Here is a 14,999-nt window from a genome sequence, read left to right on the forward strand (position 1 = left end):
AGGGAATACTATAAAAAAGGATGGTATTTAATAGATGAATTCGGTAGAAATTGCTAACGAGCTGAAAGAACTTTTAAACGGGGAAAACATCAAAACTCAATTATCTGTTCCACAATTAATTGAAAAAGCTACATCACGCGGAGAAGCATCGCTAACTGTTGAAGGCGCATTACGTGCTGAAACAGGCAAATATACTGGCCGCTCTCCTAAAGATAAATATATAGTAGAAGAAGAAATTTCAAATGACAAAATCGATTGGGGTAAAGTAAACCGTCCGATCTCTGCAGAAGTATTTGATAAACTTTATGTAAAAGTTATAAATTACTTAAAAGAACGTGACGAGTTATATGTATTCAACGGTTTTGCTGGTGCAGACAAAGAGTCTCAATTATCTATTAAAGTAATTAACGAATATGCTTGGCATAATCTATTCTGTCATCAATTATTCATCCGCCCAACAGCAGACGAATTGGCTAAACACGTTGCCGAGTTTACAATCGTATCTGCGCCAAACTTCAAAGCAGATCCGGAAGTAGACGGTACTGGATCGGAAACATTTATTATAACATCTATCGAAAAGAAAATCATCTTAATCGGCGGAACTGAGTACGCAGGTGAAATGAAGAAGTCAATCTTCGGTATTATGAACTACTTGTTACCTGAACAAGGTATCTTCCCAATGCACTGTTCTGCAAACGTTGGAGAAGAAGGCGATGTAGCATTATTCTTCGGTTTATCTGGTACAGGAAAAACTACTTTATCAGCTGACAAAGACCGTAAATTAATCGGTGATGACGAGCACGGCTGGTCTGACAATGGCGTATTCAACATTGAAGGTGGTTGCTATGCAAAAACAATCAACCTATCTGCTGAAAATGAGCCGGAAATTTACAATGCAATCCGCTTTGGTTCAGTATTGGAAAACGTTGCGGTAGACCCTGAATCACGTGAATGCGACTATGCAGACGGTTCTTTAACAGAAAACACACGTGTCGCTTACCCTATCGACTTTATCGACAATATCGTCTTGCCATCAGTAGCAGGTCATCCAAATACAATCGTCTTCTTAACAGCCGATGCATTTGGTGTATTACCTCCTATCTCTAAATTGACTAAAGAGCAGGCAATGTATCACTTCCTAAGCGGTTTCACTTCTAAACTTGCCGGTACAGAACGTGGTGTAACAGAGCCAGAACCAGTATTCTCTACATGCTTCGGTTCTCCGTTCCTGCCGCTTGCTGCAACTGTTTATGCAGAGCAATTAGGTAAGAAAATTGATGAGCACGGTTCACAAGTATTCCTAGTAAACACTGGTTGGACTGGTGGCGAATATGGTGTAGGCAGCCGTATGAAGCTTTCTTATACACGCGCAATGGTGCGTGCTGCAATCGACGGTAAATTAAATAACGTTGAAACTACCCAAGACGCTGTATTTGGATTAAACATCCCAGTAGCAGTTGAAGGTGTACCAACTAACGTATTAAATCCTCGTGATGCATGGGCAGACAAAGCTGCGTATGACAAAAAAGCTTCTGAACTTGCCGAACTGTTCAAAAACAACTTCAAGAAGTTCGAGAATGTTGATGAAGCAATCGTTCAAAAAGGCGGTCCATTAGTATAATTTACTAATCAGCCGTGTTTATTCAATCAAAAACAGCATTTTTCTCTAGGAGAAAAATGCTGTTTTTTTATTGTGTTTATTGGCGTTTCATCCAATCACATAAGTTTTTCACAGTATCACAGTTTAGGTTGGGAGGATAGTGATGCTTTAATCCAGATGAGTACCATGTCTCAACAGATTTCCCTTCCTTTTTTAAATACTGCTCCAGTTTATAGGCATGCTCTATATCAACATGCTGATCTTCTGTACCATGAATAATAAGTACGGGGGTTTGAAGTTTATCGATTTCAAATAATGGTGTACGGTCATCATAGTTTTCCGGTACTTTATTTGGAGTACCGCCAACAATTCTCTTTAAGCCGCGCCGCATATCAACACGGTCCCAATATGTTGCTGTCGCATCCGATACACCTGCCCAAGTTACGAGCGATTTGATATCATCACGTAAAATCGCTGTCCACAATACCATTAACCCGCCGCGGGAAAATCCATATAAATTCACTTTATCCACTTGAATAAATTGCTTCAGTACTTCTAAGCCGTTAACTGCATCATAACGGTCATCACCCGCAAACTCGTCCTTACCTTCTCCTCCGCGATTTCCACGATAATACGGAGCAAATACAACGAAGCCTTGCATCGCAAATTGAGCAATACGTGCAGGCCTGACCATGCCGATCGATTGGAGTCCCCCACGCAAATATAAAAGCGCTTCATATGTACCAGGGGCTTTAGGACGCGCCAATAATCCTTTTACACGCAGTCCTTGTGACCAATACGTAATTTCATCTAATCGGATATGAGGATTTGGAGATGGGTAATTGCGTATCGAAAAAATCTTACCATTGTCGTTCATGACTTTTCACTTCCTGCAACATCTTTTTCATTCCTGCATCCCGCATATAGAAACTTAATTTTGGCTGCTGCCACAGCTCTTCTTCTGTCAGCCATAACATGCCTTCTGTTTCATGATCTCCTGTAAAAGGTTCAATGTCCTTTACCATAGCAGTAAAGACCGCTTTGCAAAAGGGAATCTCATCATGCACAATATAGTAGGCAAACCATTTTACATCTTCTATGACCACATTTGCTTCTTCGTAAACTTCACGGATAGCCGCTTCGTACAATGTCTCCCCGGGCTCCTGCTTGCCTCCAGGAAACTCAACGCCACGACGATGATGAATCGTGCATAACCATTTCCCTTTATATTGTACAAGTGCCAATACATGCTTCGGTTCAACTTCGAAAGGACCTTCATCAAATCTTAAATCTACTTTTAAATTATTTTCATCGATAAATGTAAACATCTTTTCGCTCAACTCCTACTATATAGTGTAACGAACAGATGTCTCCCGTTCAATCAAATCGCCTAATTAGCGCGTGAAGTACGGCAGTTGCTCGACGAATTTCTTCGCTTCCTCATCACCGAATTCATGAATCAGAGCATAGACTTTTTTTAGACGGTGGTCGATCTCATGATTTAATCTGTCCAAATGATATGGAATAAACGGCATATGGGCACGGAATGCATTTGACGCCTCCAGCTGCTGCATCTGATTGAACAGCTTCATAAATATTCGCGCTTTTAATGGCTCCATTTTCAGTACAAATTCATAGGATGATCCAGGATGCAAATTGCATGTTAAATTGGCAACTGATACATAAACATTATTTTTTTCCATTATTCTCACCTCAAGTTTAAGGTGGTCCGCAATAATCTCGTTTATACATTGGAAGTATATCGTACAGTGAACGAATAAAAAACGACCCCGCATTTGGAGTCGTTTATCCGATATTATTTGCCTAAATAAGCATTTAACATCCATGTATGTTTCTCAAGACTTTGGAATTGAGCGTTCAGTAAATCCTCTGTGCGATCATCGCCTTCTTCTGAAGCAGTTTCCATTGCTTTATTTAAAGCTTCCATAATCGTATTGAAGTCAGTGATTAACTTAGAAACCATTTCCTCTGTTTCTTCTTTTCCTGAAGCCTCTTCAATTAGAGAAAGCTCTAAATGTTCCTTTAATGTTGCAACAGGCTTGCCGCCCTTCGTTAAAATACGTTCTGCAATTTCATCTAAATTTAATGTTACTTCGTTGTAAAGCTCTTCAAATTTAACGTGTAGTGTAAAGAATGATGGTCCGTTTACATACCAGTGATAGTTATGTAACTTCGTGTACATTACCGACCATGTTGCTACTAAATCATTTAATTGTGTGTTTAATTGTTTCTTTGCCATTGTCCTTCACCTCATAAATTATATTTAAAACTTCTTAACGAAGTTTTAATCCTGATATAAAATCAGCTTACTATTTCTAATATTTTCAGAAATGTATCATGCTTGTATTATATCCGTTATCGCACTTCTTAAAACATTTAGTTCAACCATTATTCACACTCACCACATTTTTTTCCTGTAATATGGAAGGAAACGAGGTGAAAAAAATGAGCTTACCTATTGTATTGATTATTATCGTAACGATTATGGGGATATTCGCATTCTCTATTATTTTACTTGCCCGGAAAAACAACGTATCATTAAAACAAACCGTTGATGACAAACCAATTCGGACTTATAAAAATGGAGAGCAAAAATAGCAATGAAAAAACTTTTTATCGGATTAATTCGTCTTTATCAAAAATATATTTCGCCAATGACGCCACCTTCTTGCCGGTTCCACCCGACCTGTTCACACTATGGAATTGAAGCAATTCAAAAACATGGTGCAATAAAAGGATCGGTCATGACCGTTATTCGAATACTAAAATGTCAGCCGCTTCATCCAGGTGGATTCGATCCAGTACCTGAAAAATGGCCTTCGAAAAAAAAATAATTTTCGAAGCCTTTTTTTATTGTTTTTTTTTATTGAATCCTGTAAGATTAAAAATGTTCAAAAATACAAATCGTAATTATTACTATTTAAGGAGATTTAATTATAATGAAAAAATGGTTTTCAATCATTTCGATGTTTACACTCATTTTATTATTAGCTGCTTGTAACACAGACGATACTAAAAAAGATACAAGCGAATCGCAGCAAAACAAAGATGCCCTTTCTGTTTATACAACTGTTTATCCCTTGCAGTATTTCACAGAACAAATCGGCGGAGAGTTTGTTGATGTCTCTTCTATTTATCCAGCAGGTGCAAATGAACACTCATTTGAACCAACGCAAAAAGATATGATGGCGTTAGCAGATGCGGATTTATTTTTCTACATTGGCCTTGGATTAGAAGGTTTTGTTGAAAATGCGCAAAAAACTTTGGCAAATGAAGATGTAAAATTAGTTGCTACTGCTGCTAATGTAACGGAAGATCAGCTTCATATTTCAACAGGACATACACATGCTGAGCATGAGGAACATGATGACCATGGACATGGAGAAGAGCATGCACACGAAGAACATGATGCGCATGTTTGGTTATCCCCGGTCATTTCACAGCAGCTGGCATTAACGATTAAAGATGAACTTGTCGCGGCATTACCGGAACACGAAGCAATATTCAATTCTAACTACGAACAATTAGTAACAGACCTTGCAACATTGCATTCAGACTTTGAAGCAATGGCTGCAGCTACGACGAAGAAAACTTTCTTTGTATCGCATGCAGCATTCGGCTATATTGCGGGACATTACGGCTTTAATCAAGTTCCTGTAGCTGGTCTTAACTCACAAAGTGAACCTTCACAAAAGGAATTAACGGCAATTGTTGATTTAGCGAATAAAGAAGAAATCCAATATATTTTCTTCGAGCAAAATGTTTCTTCTAAATTAACGGAAATAATTCAAAAAGAAGTAAATGCAGAAACATTAACATTGCATAATTTAAGTGTTTTAACAAAAGAAGATATCCAAAACAATGAAGATTACTTTACATTAATGCGTAAAAATATGGCTGTCCTCAAACAAGCATTAAGCAATTAATAAACACAAAAGGTCCAAGCATTCATTATGCTTGGACCTTTTTTATCTCCGTATCACTCATCCAGCAGCTGCATCAACTTTCTTCGCAAAAGCTTATTGGAGCCGCTTCGAGGTAAATGGCTGACGAAGTGTACTTGTTTTGGGACTTTATAATTTGCTAAGTGCTGCGTGCAGAAGTGAATAATTTCTTGTTCTGTCATCTGTTTTTTGGCAACAATAAAGGCAACAGGTACTTGCCCCCATTTGTCATGCTCGACTCCACAAACTCCCGCCTCTTTTACGTTCGGATGTCCGAGGAGTATGTTTTCAATTTCAGCCGGATAAATATTTTCGCCACCTGAAATAATTAAGTCACTGCGTCGATCGACGACATACAAATACCCGTGTTCATCTAAATAACCGACATCTCCTGTATGAAGCCAACCATCGATGGTCGTCGGTTTGTCTTTAAAGCGGCCGATATATTTCGGTGTTACATGAGGTCCGCGGATTAAAATTTCACCTATGGAGTCCCCGTCTTTTGCATCAATTTTTATTTCATTAAAAAACAGCGGCTTGCCGGCAGATCCGGTATGTGTCATGGCATCCTCGTTTGCCAATGTCGCGGTTTGTGAAGAAGTTTCAGTCATCCCGTAAGTTTGGGCAACACGTAAATCCAGTTTTTCCGCACGCTTCAAATAATCGACCGGTACTGGACCACCCCCTGCTAATGCGGTTGTAAAATGCGGATGTGCCTTTTGTCCAGCCTGCTCCATTTCGGAAAGTATATTTTCCAATATGACTGAAACGACCGACATTTTCGTAACGGTGCCTTCCATAATTTCCCGAGCACACTTTTTTGCATCGAATTTTTCATATAAACGTATTTTCATCCCATATAGCAATGATCGGACGACAATCGAAAAACCACTTATATGAAAAATCGGGACAGTACAAAGCCATGTATCCTTCTCTGAAATGCCTAAGTTCAATGCTGAGCTGATTGCGCTGGAACTATGATTTGAAACCGTTTGGCAAACACCCTTGGGAAACCCTGTTGTTCCGGATGTATACATGATCGTCAGTGCAAAGTCCTCTTCCCACTGTGGTGCAATCTCATATTCCGACTCAGTAGTCTCATAAAGCTTGGAAAACGGAATGATCCGGGCATCATCAGGAAGTTTGGCAAGCTCTTCATCGGCTACTAATATCGCATCTACTTCCGCATCTTCAACTTGATACGCAAGCTCCTGCTTAGCCAGTCTTCCATTTAACAGCACCATCTCACACTGTGCCTGCATACATGCATATAGCAGCCTGATTAAAGGTGGTGTAGACGGGGCTAAAATAGCTACCCGTTTTCCATTTGTTAAACGTAGTGTATTTAATTTATATGCTAGGCTGACAGACGTTAAATAAAGTTCTTTAAACGTCCATTGCTCGTCATGAAAGCTCAGTGCAACCCGATTCGGTGTTAAATAGGCTCGTTGCTTGATCCAGTTTGGCTGCATCCCTTATTCCTCCTATCGTAAAGAAAAGGGATGTCCAAAGTTTTCGGACATCCCTTTTGAATATTATAACGAACAAATCAAGGGAAACGTGGGAATTGACCGAAGTCTGGTTTACGTTTCTCTTTGAATGCATCGCGGCCTTCTTTTGCTTCATCAGTTGTGTAGTAAAGAAGTGTCGCATCACCAGCAAGCTGTTGGATACCAGCTAAACCGTCTGTGTCTGCGTTCATTGCAGCTTTTAAGAAACGTAATGCTGTTGGAGACATTTCCAGCATCTCTTCACACCATTTTACTGTTTCATCTTCTAACTGCTCATATGGTACAACTGTGTTTACTAAGCCCATTTCAAGTGCTTGCTGCGCATCATACTGACGGCATAAGTACCAGATTTCACGAGCCTTTTTGTGTCCTACGATACGTGCTAAGTAACCTGAACCGTAACCAGCATCGAACGAACCGACTTTAGGTCCTGTTTGACCGAAACGTGCATTTTCTGCAGCGATTGTTAAGTCACATACTACGTGCAGTACGTGGCCGCCGCCGATTGCATAACCTGCTACCATTGCTACAACCGGTTTAGGAATTTTACGGATTAACGTTTGTAAATCTAAAACGTTTAAGCGAGGGATCTGGTCATCGCCTACATAGCCGCCATGACCGCGTACTTTTTGGTCGCCGCCTGAGCAGAATGCATGCTCGCCTTCACCTGTTAAAATAATTACGCCCACACGCTCATCATCACGAGCACGTGTGAAAGCATCGATCATTTCCGCTGTTGTTTTTGGGCGGAAAGCGTTGCGAACTTCTGGACGGTTAATCGTAATTTTTGCGATTCCGTTATAGTATTCATACTTAATATCTTCGTAAGTATGTAAAGATGTCCATAGACGTTGCTTTGTCATATATATTGCCTCCTAATTCGGTTATGAAATCGTTTCCTTTACTATTGTAGCAAACTTTGTCGGATTTTCCACATGAATTGCGTGGCCAACTGCTGGAATTATAAGATGATTTGCTTTTTCTATAAGCTCCTGCATTTCATTGTTTAATTGAATGAATTTTTCGTCAAGTTGTCCGGTTACGAGTGTCACAGGCATTGTTAATGTATTAAGCTTACCCCAAAGTTCCGGCATTACACCTGTTCCCATACCGCGCAGACTGTTTGCAAGTCCGATTCCCCTTTGCTGTATGCGCTCAGATCGAATTTCCTGCTGTACTTCTGCGGGAAGACTTTTTTGAGAAGCAAACAACGGGATATTTCCCCACTTGTTTACAAATGATTCTATCCCATTTGCAAGTATCTTTTCCGCAAGTGTATCATCCGCCTGTTTTCGTATAGTACGCTGTTGTTCATCCAATAGACCGGGAGAAGCGCTTTCCAAAAGCAAATGATTAATTCCAGACGGATAACGAACCGCATAGCTCAACGCAACACGTCCTCCCATCGAATAGCCTACAAGTGAGAAAGTATCAAGCTGTAATTGATGAAACAGTTCATGTAGCAGTTCCACTTGAAATGCCATCGAGTAGAAATTCACAGTAGTTGGTGCTGCTGTTTTACCGTGTCCGATTAAATCAACAGCAATACACCGGATGTTTGACGGCAGTTGCGAAATAATCTTTTTCCAAGTATTTGTGCTCCCTGTAAAACCGTGGAGAAATACAACCGTTTGAGTTGCCTGTTCATTCCACTGTTCAATATGCACATCCAACCCTTTTACAGTGAATCGAGCCATTGTTCCATCACCTCATGAATCCGCGCCCATAGCTGACGGTGCTGCTTCACATTCTCTTCACGATCTGTGAAAGCTTCGATTAGTTTAATCGATGTTTGTTTATCCACAGACAATGCAGTCGTAAATTGTTCCAATGATGTTGCTTTTACGTAATCCAAATCATACATTTTGGCCATTTGTTCGAATGTCAATGCAGTCGGTGTACCAAAAAGATCTTCATAATGCTCCTCTACCTTCGATTGCGGTAAATAAGAGAAAATGCCGCCACCGTCATTATTCATGACAATTACCGTTAAATCACATTGCTGATAACGACTTGCAACAAATGCATTGGCATCATGCAAAAATGCTAAATCCCCAATCAATAAATACGTTTTGCGGTTTTTGCGACCATTACTGAATCCAAGTGCTGTAGATGTTACCCCATCAATCCCGTTTGCTCCGCGGTTTGCGAAAATTTGAACAGGACGATTTTGTGTAAGTAAAAACGTATCAATATCACGAATCGGCATACTGCTGCTGACATAAATGTCGGCGTCTTCCTCAATACTTGTAAGGAATGCCTGTACCATTGCTCCTTCGTCATCGGCAAATTGGCTGTACTTTTCAATAACATCAGCTGCAAGTAAATCTGCCATTTTCCAGAATTGAACGTATGCCATTTCTGCTTGAGAATGCGCTAATTTCACATCCGACAGCCATTCTCCTGGCAAGGCATGTATGAAATGTGTCGACATATGAGTAGAATCTCTATACATCGAATCTTCATCGATGACAATATAGCTTTGCGGATTTGCCTGTACGATAAACTGCATTAAAAATTTAGAAACAGGCTGTGCTCCGAAACGAATGACCGTCTGTGGTCGAACATTACGCTTGAAGCGCTCATTTTTCATCAATGTATCATATGTAGTAATCGCATATATTTGGCAATCTTCCGGTATTTCTGTACGCAAGTTCGATAAGCTTTCAATCATTACCGGCCATTTCACTTCACGAATGAAATCCCATAAATGTTCCGTGTTCGTTCCTAGCGGCAATTCCCCGACGATCAGGATTCCGGTCGTTGTTTGTTCGATGATTTCTGTCAGTTCAGCCATCGCTTGCTTTGCAGGCCGAAGCTCATTTGTATAGCTTTTAATAAAGCTTGAAACAGGCAATGTTTCCGCAAATTCAATGATTAACGGTTCACGGAACGGTATATTTAAATGGACCGGTCCAAACGGTGCTGTCGTTGCAATATTTACCGCACGCACTGTATGGCGTTCGATAAACGGAAGCGTTTGCGGTGCCTCATCCGGAATCGGAAATTCTGCCGACCATTTCACATTTTCACCGTATAATCGCACTTGATTGATCGTCTGCGGTGCTCCTACTTCGCGCAATTCATGCGGACGGTCTGCTGTTAAAACAATTAACGGCACTCGTGCATATTTTGCTTCGACAATGGCCGGATAGTAATTGGCCGCCGCTGTTCCCGATGTACATACGAGTACGACCGGTTTTGCAGTCGATTTAGCTAAGCCAAGTGCGTAAAAGGCTGCAGCCCGTTCATCAACTTGACGATGCATTTCAATTTCCTTCGTTGAGGCAAATGCATAGGCAAGCGGTGTAGAGCGGGAGCCGGGACTTACGACAACCTGCTCTACACCAGATGCTACTAACGCTGACACAATTGTATAAACATAATTCGATAATACTTCACGATCATTCATGTAACTGGCCTCCTAAAGCTCGAAGCATTGGACGGAATTTCACGAGTGTCTCTTCATATTCCGATTGTGCTTCCGAATCTTCGACAATGCCTCCGCCTGCATATAAGTACGCTTTATCCTGTACTAATGCAGCCGAACGAATTGCTACTGCAAACTCGCCATTTCCATCGGCATCAAGCCAGCCGATTGGTGCCGCATACAGCCCTCGGTTCATCGGCTCATATGTTCGGATTATTTCCATTGCCTGTTCACGCGGAACACCGCCTAAAGCTGGTGTTGGATGCAAATGTTTTACTAGCTGCAAAATAGTTGCATCTACATTTAATTGTCCTTCAACAGGTGTATATAAATGCTGAATATCACGGATTTTTAATAACTTCGGTCCATGAGGGACTTTTACTTCCGTACAATTCTTGTTAAAAGTATCGGTAATCATCTCAACAACATAATGATGCTCACCAAGGTTTTTCAAATCGCTCAGCAACGTTTTTCCTAATTCCTCATCGGCTTCAGCTGTTGTGCCTCGCTTAATCGAGCCTGCTACACATGAGGAATAGGCACGCCCGCTGTCTACTTTTACTAAACGTTCCGGTGATGCACCGTAAAACAGTAAATCACCATGCTCCAAGCCAAACAAATAGCTCTCCGGCTGTTCATGTACGACATGTGACAAAATTTGCGGAGATGTAATCGATTCCTCAAATTGCAATGCTAAAGATCGTGCAATAACAACCTTTTGCGCTTCATTTGCTTTGATCAGGCTAGTCACCTTATTGATTGAATTCATATATTCGTGCTTATATGGTTCCATATAGCTTGTCATCGATGGTTTCGGATAAGTTTTCACTTCCTTCACCTGTGCTGCATGAATGAGCTCATCACGCTCTTTACGAAGTGCTTCAAACGTTTTCGCGCTGTTTTCCTCATCCGTAATATAGTTAATTGTTACATAAGCTTTATCATTGCGAATAACTAACTGATGTGTTGCGACAGTAAAGTAGCTTTGCGGGAAGTTTGTCCATTCTGCAGAAACACCATTTTGCGGATCAAAAGTAAAGCCGCCAAAAAGGATAGGCTGCAGATGCTGATCTTCCTGGATGATTTGACTCGTCAGTTTTTTCCATTCACGTTCAACTAAATCGAAACGAGCGTCAGACGCATTGTTTTCGATTGTATAGGCATGTCCTAAACCAACTAATGTGAAGGTTTTTTCACGATTTTGCCAGTAGTTGCGTTTTCCTTTATACTTCGATTCGCCAGCCGCAAAAAATGCCAATGCGGATAATCGGCTTACTTCGATTGTTTCCATATAAAAAATTTGCTTTGAATTTGAGCCTACTTCTATTTCAGTGGCGTTGTACCACTTGTGTTGCATGAAAATTCCCTCCGTCATGTTGCAAATTCACTAAGTATGATGCAAGTATAGCGTTATTTTAATACGTGCCTGAATTTTTATATAATTTGCTCATTTTTTTTGCGTTCGCGCAGTAAATAATACCTTCCTATCATAACATTTTTCGAGCAAACGTTACATGTATTGTCCCTTCACTCTGTTCAATTTGTTTTATATGCATTACAATAGTTTAGATAATTGTATTTAGTTAGGAGCGTTTTTTTATGACAAAAGTCGTTGAAGCGGACAAGGGATTTAAAGTCTGGTGGCATTTAACACGTCCCCACACATTAACAGCTTCATTTGTACCTGTATTATTAGGTACGTCAATGGCACTTTCAATAAATCATGAAACAATTCATTTCGGACTATTTTTTGCAATGCTTATTGCCAGTATGCTAATACAGGCAGCAACTAATATGTTCAATGAATATTATGATTATAAACTTGGCCTGGATAATGAAAACTCAGTCGGTATTGGAGGCACAATCGTCCGACATGGTGTAGCACCAAAAACAATTATGGCTATTGCGCTAAGCTTTTACGGTATCGCGATGCTATTAGGAGTTTACATATGTGCCATGACATCCTGGTGGCTTGTTGCTGTCGGTCTTGTATGTATGCTTATCGGCTATTTGTATACTGGAGGACCGTATCCGATTGCTTATTCACCGTTTGGGGAGCTGGTTTCGGGGGCAGTAATGGGTATGGGTATTGTTCTAATTGCCTTCTTTATTCAGACAGGAGATGTAACAGCTGATGCTGTAATTATTTCAGTGCCGAGTATGATTTTAGTTGGGGCAATTATGCTTTCTAATAATATCAGGGATATTGTTGGAGATACAGAAGGCGGACGTAAAACGATGGCCATTTTAGTTGGCCGACATAACGCTGTAACAGTACTTGCCGGTTTCTTTATTGTTTCGTATATTTGGATTGTCGTTCTCGTAGTTCTTGGCCATTTAACACCATGGGCACTGCTTGTATTATTAAGCGCAAAGAAACCGGTTGAAGCGATTAAATTATTCCGAGCAAAAGAAAAACCGCTTGAAGTAATGCCGGCAATGAAATATACAGCCCAAACAAACACGATTTTCGGTTTCTTGTTGGCTGTAGGTCTATTAATTTCATATTTCATTTAAAACTAGTAGAGGTATGTTGAACATTCAACATACCTCTTTTACTATTCAGTCACTTCTTCTACATGGTCAATACAAGTTAAAGCTGTTGGAATCGCTTCTAAGCGTTCAAAAGGAATCTCTTTTCCGCATACGATACATTCCCCGTATGTGCCTTCATCCATTGCGTTTAAAGCTGTTTGTATTTTTTCGATTTCGTCTTCCTTCAATTCACTCAATGTTTTTTCTGTAACCATTGTCGTTAAATCGGTTGCTGCATCTGCCGGATGATTATCAACTGCAGTTATTTCTGTGTCCTCTAAAGGCGGTTCTTCATTAACATGCTCCTGCAATGTTGCAAGCTCCTCTTCCAAAATGCTGCGTAATTGTTGTAATTGATTGATATCCATATAAAATCCCCCTTTTTTCCATTAATAAAATATTACCTATATGAGGATTTCTAAACATCTTTTCTTATTTGTTCGCTGCATAAACAGCGATTACATCATGCAAGAATTTTGTAGCACCGGGACCGACACGCTCATCATAGTAAGCGGTAAACCGTTCATCGCTTACATACATTTGTGCTAGGCCTATATGTGCTTCTGAGGTATACTTTGCCCAGGAGAAGCTTAGCCAGCGTTTATGAAGCTCTGCTGCTTCCATTGCAACGTCTGACGTTACATCGCCGGACGCCATCGCTTCTTTTAATCGTTCAAACAGTTGGTTTTCCAATTGCTGCATTGCATTATATTGTTCTTCTGTCATATCCCTAAATTTTTTATTGCTTGCTTCCACTTGAGCTTCACCGTATTTTTCACGTACTTCCTGGCCATAGCTCTTTTCGTTTTCTTCAATCAGTTTGTTTTTAAACACGTCAAACTTTTGTTCATTTGTCATCTTAAGTTCCCCTTCCATCGTTTGGATTGTTTGTTCTATCGTTATTAGTAAGTCGTCGATATATCGTCTTTTCTTTTGTAATAGCTCAAATTGTTTTTTTAGCGCTTCTTTTACTTCATAATCAGGATGATCGAGCAATTTTTTTATTTCCTCTAACTTAAAATCAAGCTCCCGGTAAAATAGTATTTGCTGTAACCGGTCAATATCCCCTTGGCTATATTGCCGGTAGCCATTTTCCGCAACTGCAGAAGGCCTCAGCAAACCAATTTCATCATAATAACGTAGTGTGCGTGCACTCACACCCGATAGCTTGACCAGTTCGTTAATCAGCACATGATCACCTCCTATTTAGTACTATAAAGGTTGACGCAACGTGAAGGTCAATAGTTAATTATATTTTCTTAATTATTCTAAAAAAAGAAGCTAACCTAAGTGTTTTCAGGTTGCTTCAATTAACATCTTTTTCAATCTCGGGATAAACTCCCGCAAATAGCTTTCGGGCAGTGCAGACATTTGTTCTAGTCCGATCTGTTTCACTTCATCATGACGTAAATCATTTACGTATTTATAACCGGATACTTCGATTTCCTTTATTTTATGTGTCGCAAGCAATATAAATTGGTTTAAGTTAGCAGAGTATATACCATCAAGTTCTTCGCGTTGAAGAGTAAACTGCTCAATTCCTCCTGTTAACACATATACAAATACGTTTGCAAACTCATAATCCTTTATTTTTTCATTGTCTATACTGTATGGGATGACTCCAAGTGACGTTAATTGCGAAAACATTACGTTAATCCCTACTTCTTCCTTTAATTCGCGTACACCGTCCTCAATCGTCTCCGTTGCCAGTATATGACCAGCTGCGGTGATATCAAATTGGTTTGGGTAATCCTTTTTATTTTTGCTTCTCAGCTGTAAATAAATGCGCCATTCTGATCTGTTTTTTCAATAACCCAGCAATGAAACACTTCATGCCAATAACCTTTTGCATGAATGAGTTTACGTTGTTCAATGCCCGTTTCCTTATAATATTGATCAAATACTTTTAAACGTTCATTCACAAGATCCGCTCCTTTTATACAAAAAAAACGCTAAGC

At 40.0% G+C, this 14,999-nt stretch carries 18 protein-coding genes; 5 read left to right on the top strand and 13 right to left on the bottom strand.

Going from position 1 to position 14,999, the window contains the following annotated elements; all coding sequences use genetic code 11:
* Positions 1-34 precede the first annotated feature (34 nt).
* Positions 35-1,621 (top strand): phosphoenolpyruvate carboxykinase (ATP), encoded by a 1,587-nt coding sequence (gene pckA / locus AC6CH1_RS12260; protein WP_251686426.1) that lies wholly within the window; start codon positions 35-37, stop codon positions 1,619-1,621.
* A 76-nt stretch (positions 1,622-1,697) separates the two neighbouring features.
* Here pckA and AC6CH1_RS12265 read toward each other — a convergent pair whose 3' ends face one another.
* The 4 genes from AC6CH1_RS12265 to AC6CH1_RS12280 all read right to left on the bottom strand — a co-directional run bounded on the left by AC6CH1_RS12265 (position 1,698) and on the right by AC6CH1_RS12280 (position 3,860).
* Positions 1,698-2,477 carry an alpha/beta hydrolase family protein gene (locus AC6CH1_RS12265; RefSeq protein ID WP_498317706.1) on the bottom strand — a complete coding sequence of 260 codons (780 nt, stop codon included), beginning with the start codon at positions 2,475-2,477 and terminating at the stop codon, positions 1,698-1,700.
* Positions 2,461-2,928, bottom strand: coding sequence for an NUDIX hydrolase (locus AC6CH1_RS12270; RefSeq protein WP_498317708.1), 468 nt, complete (start codon positions 2,926-2,928; stop codon positions 2,461-2,463). Before AC6CH1_RS12270 ends, AC6CH1_RS12265 begins: the two co-directional genes overlap by 17 nt.
* Before the next feature lie 66 nt (positions 2,929-2,994).
* The gene (locus tag AC6CH1_RS12275) at positions 2,995-3,303 is read right to left on the bottom strand and encodes a transposase (RefSeq protein WP_498317710.1); all 309 of its coding nucleotides are present in this window, start codon (positions 3,301-3,303) and stop codon (positions 2,995-2,997) included.
* Between the two features lie 113 nt (positions 3,304-3,416).
* The gene (locus tag AC6CH1_RS12280; protein ID WP_251686422.1) at positions 3,417-3,860 is read right to left on the bottom strand and encodes a Dps family protein; all 444 of its coding nucleotides are present in this window, start codon (positions 3,858-3,860) and stop codon (positions 3,417-3,419) included.
* A 206-nt stretch (positions 3,861-4,066) separates the two neighbouring features.
* Between AC6CH1_RS12280 and AC6CH1_RS12285 the strand changes: the two genes are divergently transcribed.
* From AC6CH1_RS12285 to AC6CH1_RS12295, 3 genes are all read left to right on the top strand, one after another.
* A complete protein-coding gene (locus AC6CH1_RS12285) occupies positions 4,067-4,219 on the top strand; it encodes a hypothetical protein (protein WP_498317712.1) in 153 nt (50 codons plus the stop codon).
* A gap of 2 nt (positions 4,220-4,221) precedes the next feature.
* Positions 4,222-4,455, top strand: a complete 234-nt coding sequence (gene yidD / locus AC6CH1_RS12290; RefSeq protein WP_251686420.1) for a membrane protein insertion efficiency factor YidD — start codon at positions 4,222-4,224, stop codon at positions 4,453-4,455.
* 105 nt (positions 4,456-4,560) lie between these two features.
* Positions 4,561-5,547, top strand: coding sequence for a metal ABC transporter solute-binding protein, Zn/Mn family (locus AC6CH1_RS12295; protein ID WP_498317714.1), 987 nt, complete (start codon positions 4,561-4,563; stop codon positions 5,545-5,547).
* A 53-nt stretch (positions 5,548-5,600) separates the two neighbouring features.
* Here the strand turns inward: AC6CH1_RS12295 and AC6CH1_RS12300 are convergent, their stop codons facing one another.
* The 5 genes from AC6CH1_RS12300 to AC6CH1_RS12320 all read right to left on the bottom strand — a co-directional run bounded on the left by AC6CH1_RS12300 (position 5,601) and on the right by AC6CH1_RS12320 (position 11,863).
* Positions 5,601-7,037: an o-succinylbenzoate--CoA ligase gene (locus tag AC6CH1_RS12300; RefSeq protein WP_498317716.1), complete on the bottom strand. Its 1,437-nt coding sequence runs from the start codon at positions 7,035-7,037 to the stop codon at positions 5,601-5,603.
* A gap of 77 nt (positions 7,038-7,114) precedes the next feature.
* Positions 7,115-7,939: a 1,4-dihydroxy-2-naphthoyl-CoA synthase gene (gene menB / locus AC6CH1_RS12305; RefSeq protein WP_008408141.1), complete on the bottom strand. Its 825-nt coding sequence runs from the start codon at positions 7,937-7,939 to the stop codon at positions 7,115-7,117.
* Positions 7,940-7,960: 21 nt separating this feature from the next.
* Positions 7,961-8,773 carry a 2-succinyl-6-hydroxy-2,4-cyclohexadiene-1-carboxylate synthase gene (gene menH / locus AC6CH1_RS12310; RefSeq protein WP_498317717.1) on the bottom strand — a complete coding sequence of 271 codons (813 nt, stop codon included), beginning with the start codon at positions 8,771-8,773 and terminating at the stop codon, positions 7,961-7,963.
* Positions 8,755-10,488: a 2-succinyl-5-enolpyruvyl-6-hydroxy-3-cyclohexene-1-carboxylic-acid synthase gene (menD, locus tag AC6CH1_RS12315; RefSeq protein WP_498317719.1), complete on the bottom strand. Its 1,734-nt coding sequence runs from the start codon at positions 10,486-10,488 to the stop codon at positions 8,755-8,757. The genes menH and menD overlap by 19 nt, the downstream gene beginning before the upstream one ends.
* Positions 10,481-11,863, bottom strand: coding sequence for an isochorismate synthase (locus AC6CH1_RS12320; RefSeq protein WP_498317720.1), 1,383 nt, complete (start codon positions 11,861-11,863; stop codon positions 10,481-10,483). Before AC6CH1_RS12320 ends, menD begins: the two co-directional genes overlap by 8 nt.
* A 242-nt stretch (positions 11,864-12,105) precedes the next feature.
* Between AC6CH1_RS12320 and AC6CH1_RS12325 the strand changes: the two genes are divergently transcribed.
* Entirely contained in the window at positions 12,106-13,023 is a 918-nt protein-coding gene (locus AC6CH1_RS12325) for a 1,4-dihydroxy-2-naphthoate polyprenyltransferase (protein ID WP_498317722.1), read from the top strand.
* Between the two features lie 41 nt (positions 13,024-13,064).
* On the opposite strand, the gene AC6CH1_RS12330 is transcribed toward AC6CH1_RS12325, so the two are convergent.
* The 4 genes from AC6CH1_RS12330 to AC6CH1_RS12345 all read right to left on the bottom strand — a co-directional run bounded on the left by AC6CH1_RS12330 (position 13,065) and on the right by AC6CH1_RS12345 (position 14,963).
* On the bottom strand, positions 13,065-13,409 hold the full coding sequence (locus AC6CH1_RS12330; protein ID WP_251686413.1) for a TraR/DksA C4-type zinc finger protein: 345 nt from the start codon (positions 13,407-13,409) through the stop codon (positions 13,065-13,067).
* Positions 13,410-13,473: 64 nt separating this feature from the next.
* Positions 13,474-14,232, bottom strand: a complete 759-nt coding sequence (locus AC6CH1_RS12335) for a MerR family transcriptional regulator (protein ID WP_251686412.1) — start codon at positions 14,230-14,232, stop codon at positions 13,474-13,476.
* Positions 14,233-14,337: 105 nt separating this feature from the next.
* Positions 14,338-14,826: an NUDIX hydrolase gene (locus tag AC6CH1_RS12340; RefSeq protein WP_498317784.1), complete on the bottom strand. Its 489-nt coding sequence runs from the start codon at positions 14,824-14,826 to the stop codon at positions 14,338-14,340.
* The gene (locus AC6CH1_RS12345; protein ID WP_498317723.1) at positions 14,811-14,963 is read right to left on the bottom strand and encodes a hypothetical protein; all 153 of its coding nucleotides are present in this window, start codon (positions 14,961-14,963) and stop codon (positions 14,811-14,813) included. The genes AC6CH1_RS12340 and AC6CH1_RS12345 overlap by 16 nt, the downstream gene beginning before the upstream one ends.
* Between the last annotated feature and the right edge of the window lie 36 nt (positions 14,964-14,999).

Source organism: Solibacillus sp. GQ1, from assembly GCF_059758555.1.

Coding starts and splice junctions, on each gene's coding strand:
- menD (WP_498317719.1), bottom strand. CDS start 10,488: ATGAATGATCGTGAAGTATTATCGAATTATGTTTATACAATTGTGTCA.
- AC6CH1_RS12275 (WP_498317710.1), bottom strand. CDS start 3,303: ATGGAAAAAAATAATGTTTATGTATCAGTTGCCAATTTAACATGCAAT.
- AC6CH1_RS12270 (WP_498317708.1), bottom strand. CDS start 2,928: ATGTTTACATTTATCGATGAAAATAATTTAAAAGTAGATTTAAGATTT.
- yidD (WP_251686420.1), top strand. CDS start 4,222: ATGAAAAAACTTTTTATCGGATTAATTCGTCTTTATCAAAAATATATT.
- AC6CH1_RS12265 (WP_498317706.1), bottom strand. CDS start 2,477: ATGAACGACAATGGTAAGATTTTTTCGATACGCAATTACCCATCTCCA.
- AC6CH1_RS12325 (WP_498317722.1), top strand. CDS start 12,106: ATGACAAAAGTCGTTGAAGCGGACAAGGGATTTAAAGTCTGGTGGCAT.
- AC6CH1_RS12295 (WP_498317714.1), top strand. CDS start 4,561: ATGAAAAAATGGTTTTCAATCATTTCGATGTTTACACTCATTTTATTA.
- AC6CH1_RS12280 (WP_251686422.1), bottom strand. CDS start 3,860: ATGGCAAAGAAACAATTAAACACACAATTAAATGATTTAGTAGCAACA.
- AC6CH1_RS12285 (WP_498317712.1), top strand. CDS start 4,067: ATGAGCTTACCTATTGTATTGATTATTATCGTAACGATTATGGGGATA.
- menH (WP_498317717.1), bottom strand. CDS start 8,773: ATGGCTCGATTCACTGTAAAAGGGTTGGATGTGCATATTGAACAGTGG.
- pckA (WP_251686426.1), top strand. CDS start 35: ATGAATTCGGTAGAAATTGCTAACGAGCTGAAAGAACTTTTAAACGGG.
- AC6CH1_RS12320 (WP_498317720.1), bottom strand. CDS start 11,863: ATGCAACACAAGTGGTACAACGCCACTGAAATAGAAGTAGGCTCAAAT.
- AC6CH1_RS12300 (WP_498317716.1), bottom strand. CDS start 7,037: ATGCAGCCAAACTGGATCAAGCAACGAGCCTATTTAACACCGAATCGG.
- menB (WP_008408141.1), bottom strand. CDS start 7,939: ATGACAAAGCAACGTCTATGGACATCTTTACATACTTACGAAGATATT.
- AC6CH1_RS12330 (WP_251686413.1), bottom strand. CDS start 13,409: ATGGATATCAATCAATTACAACAATTACGCAGCATTTTGGAAGAGGAG.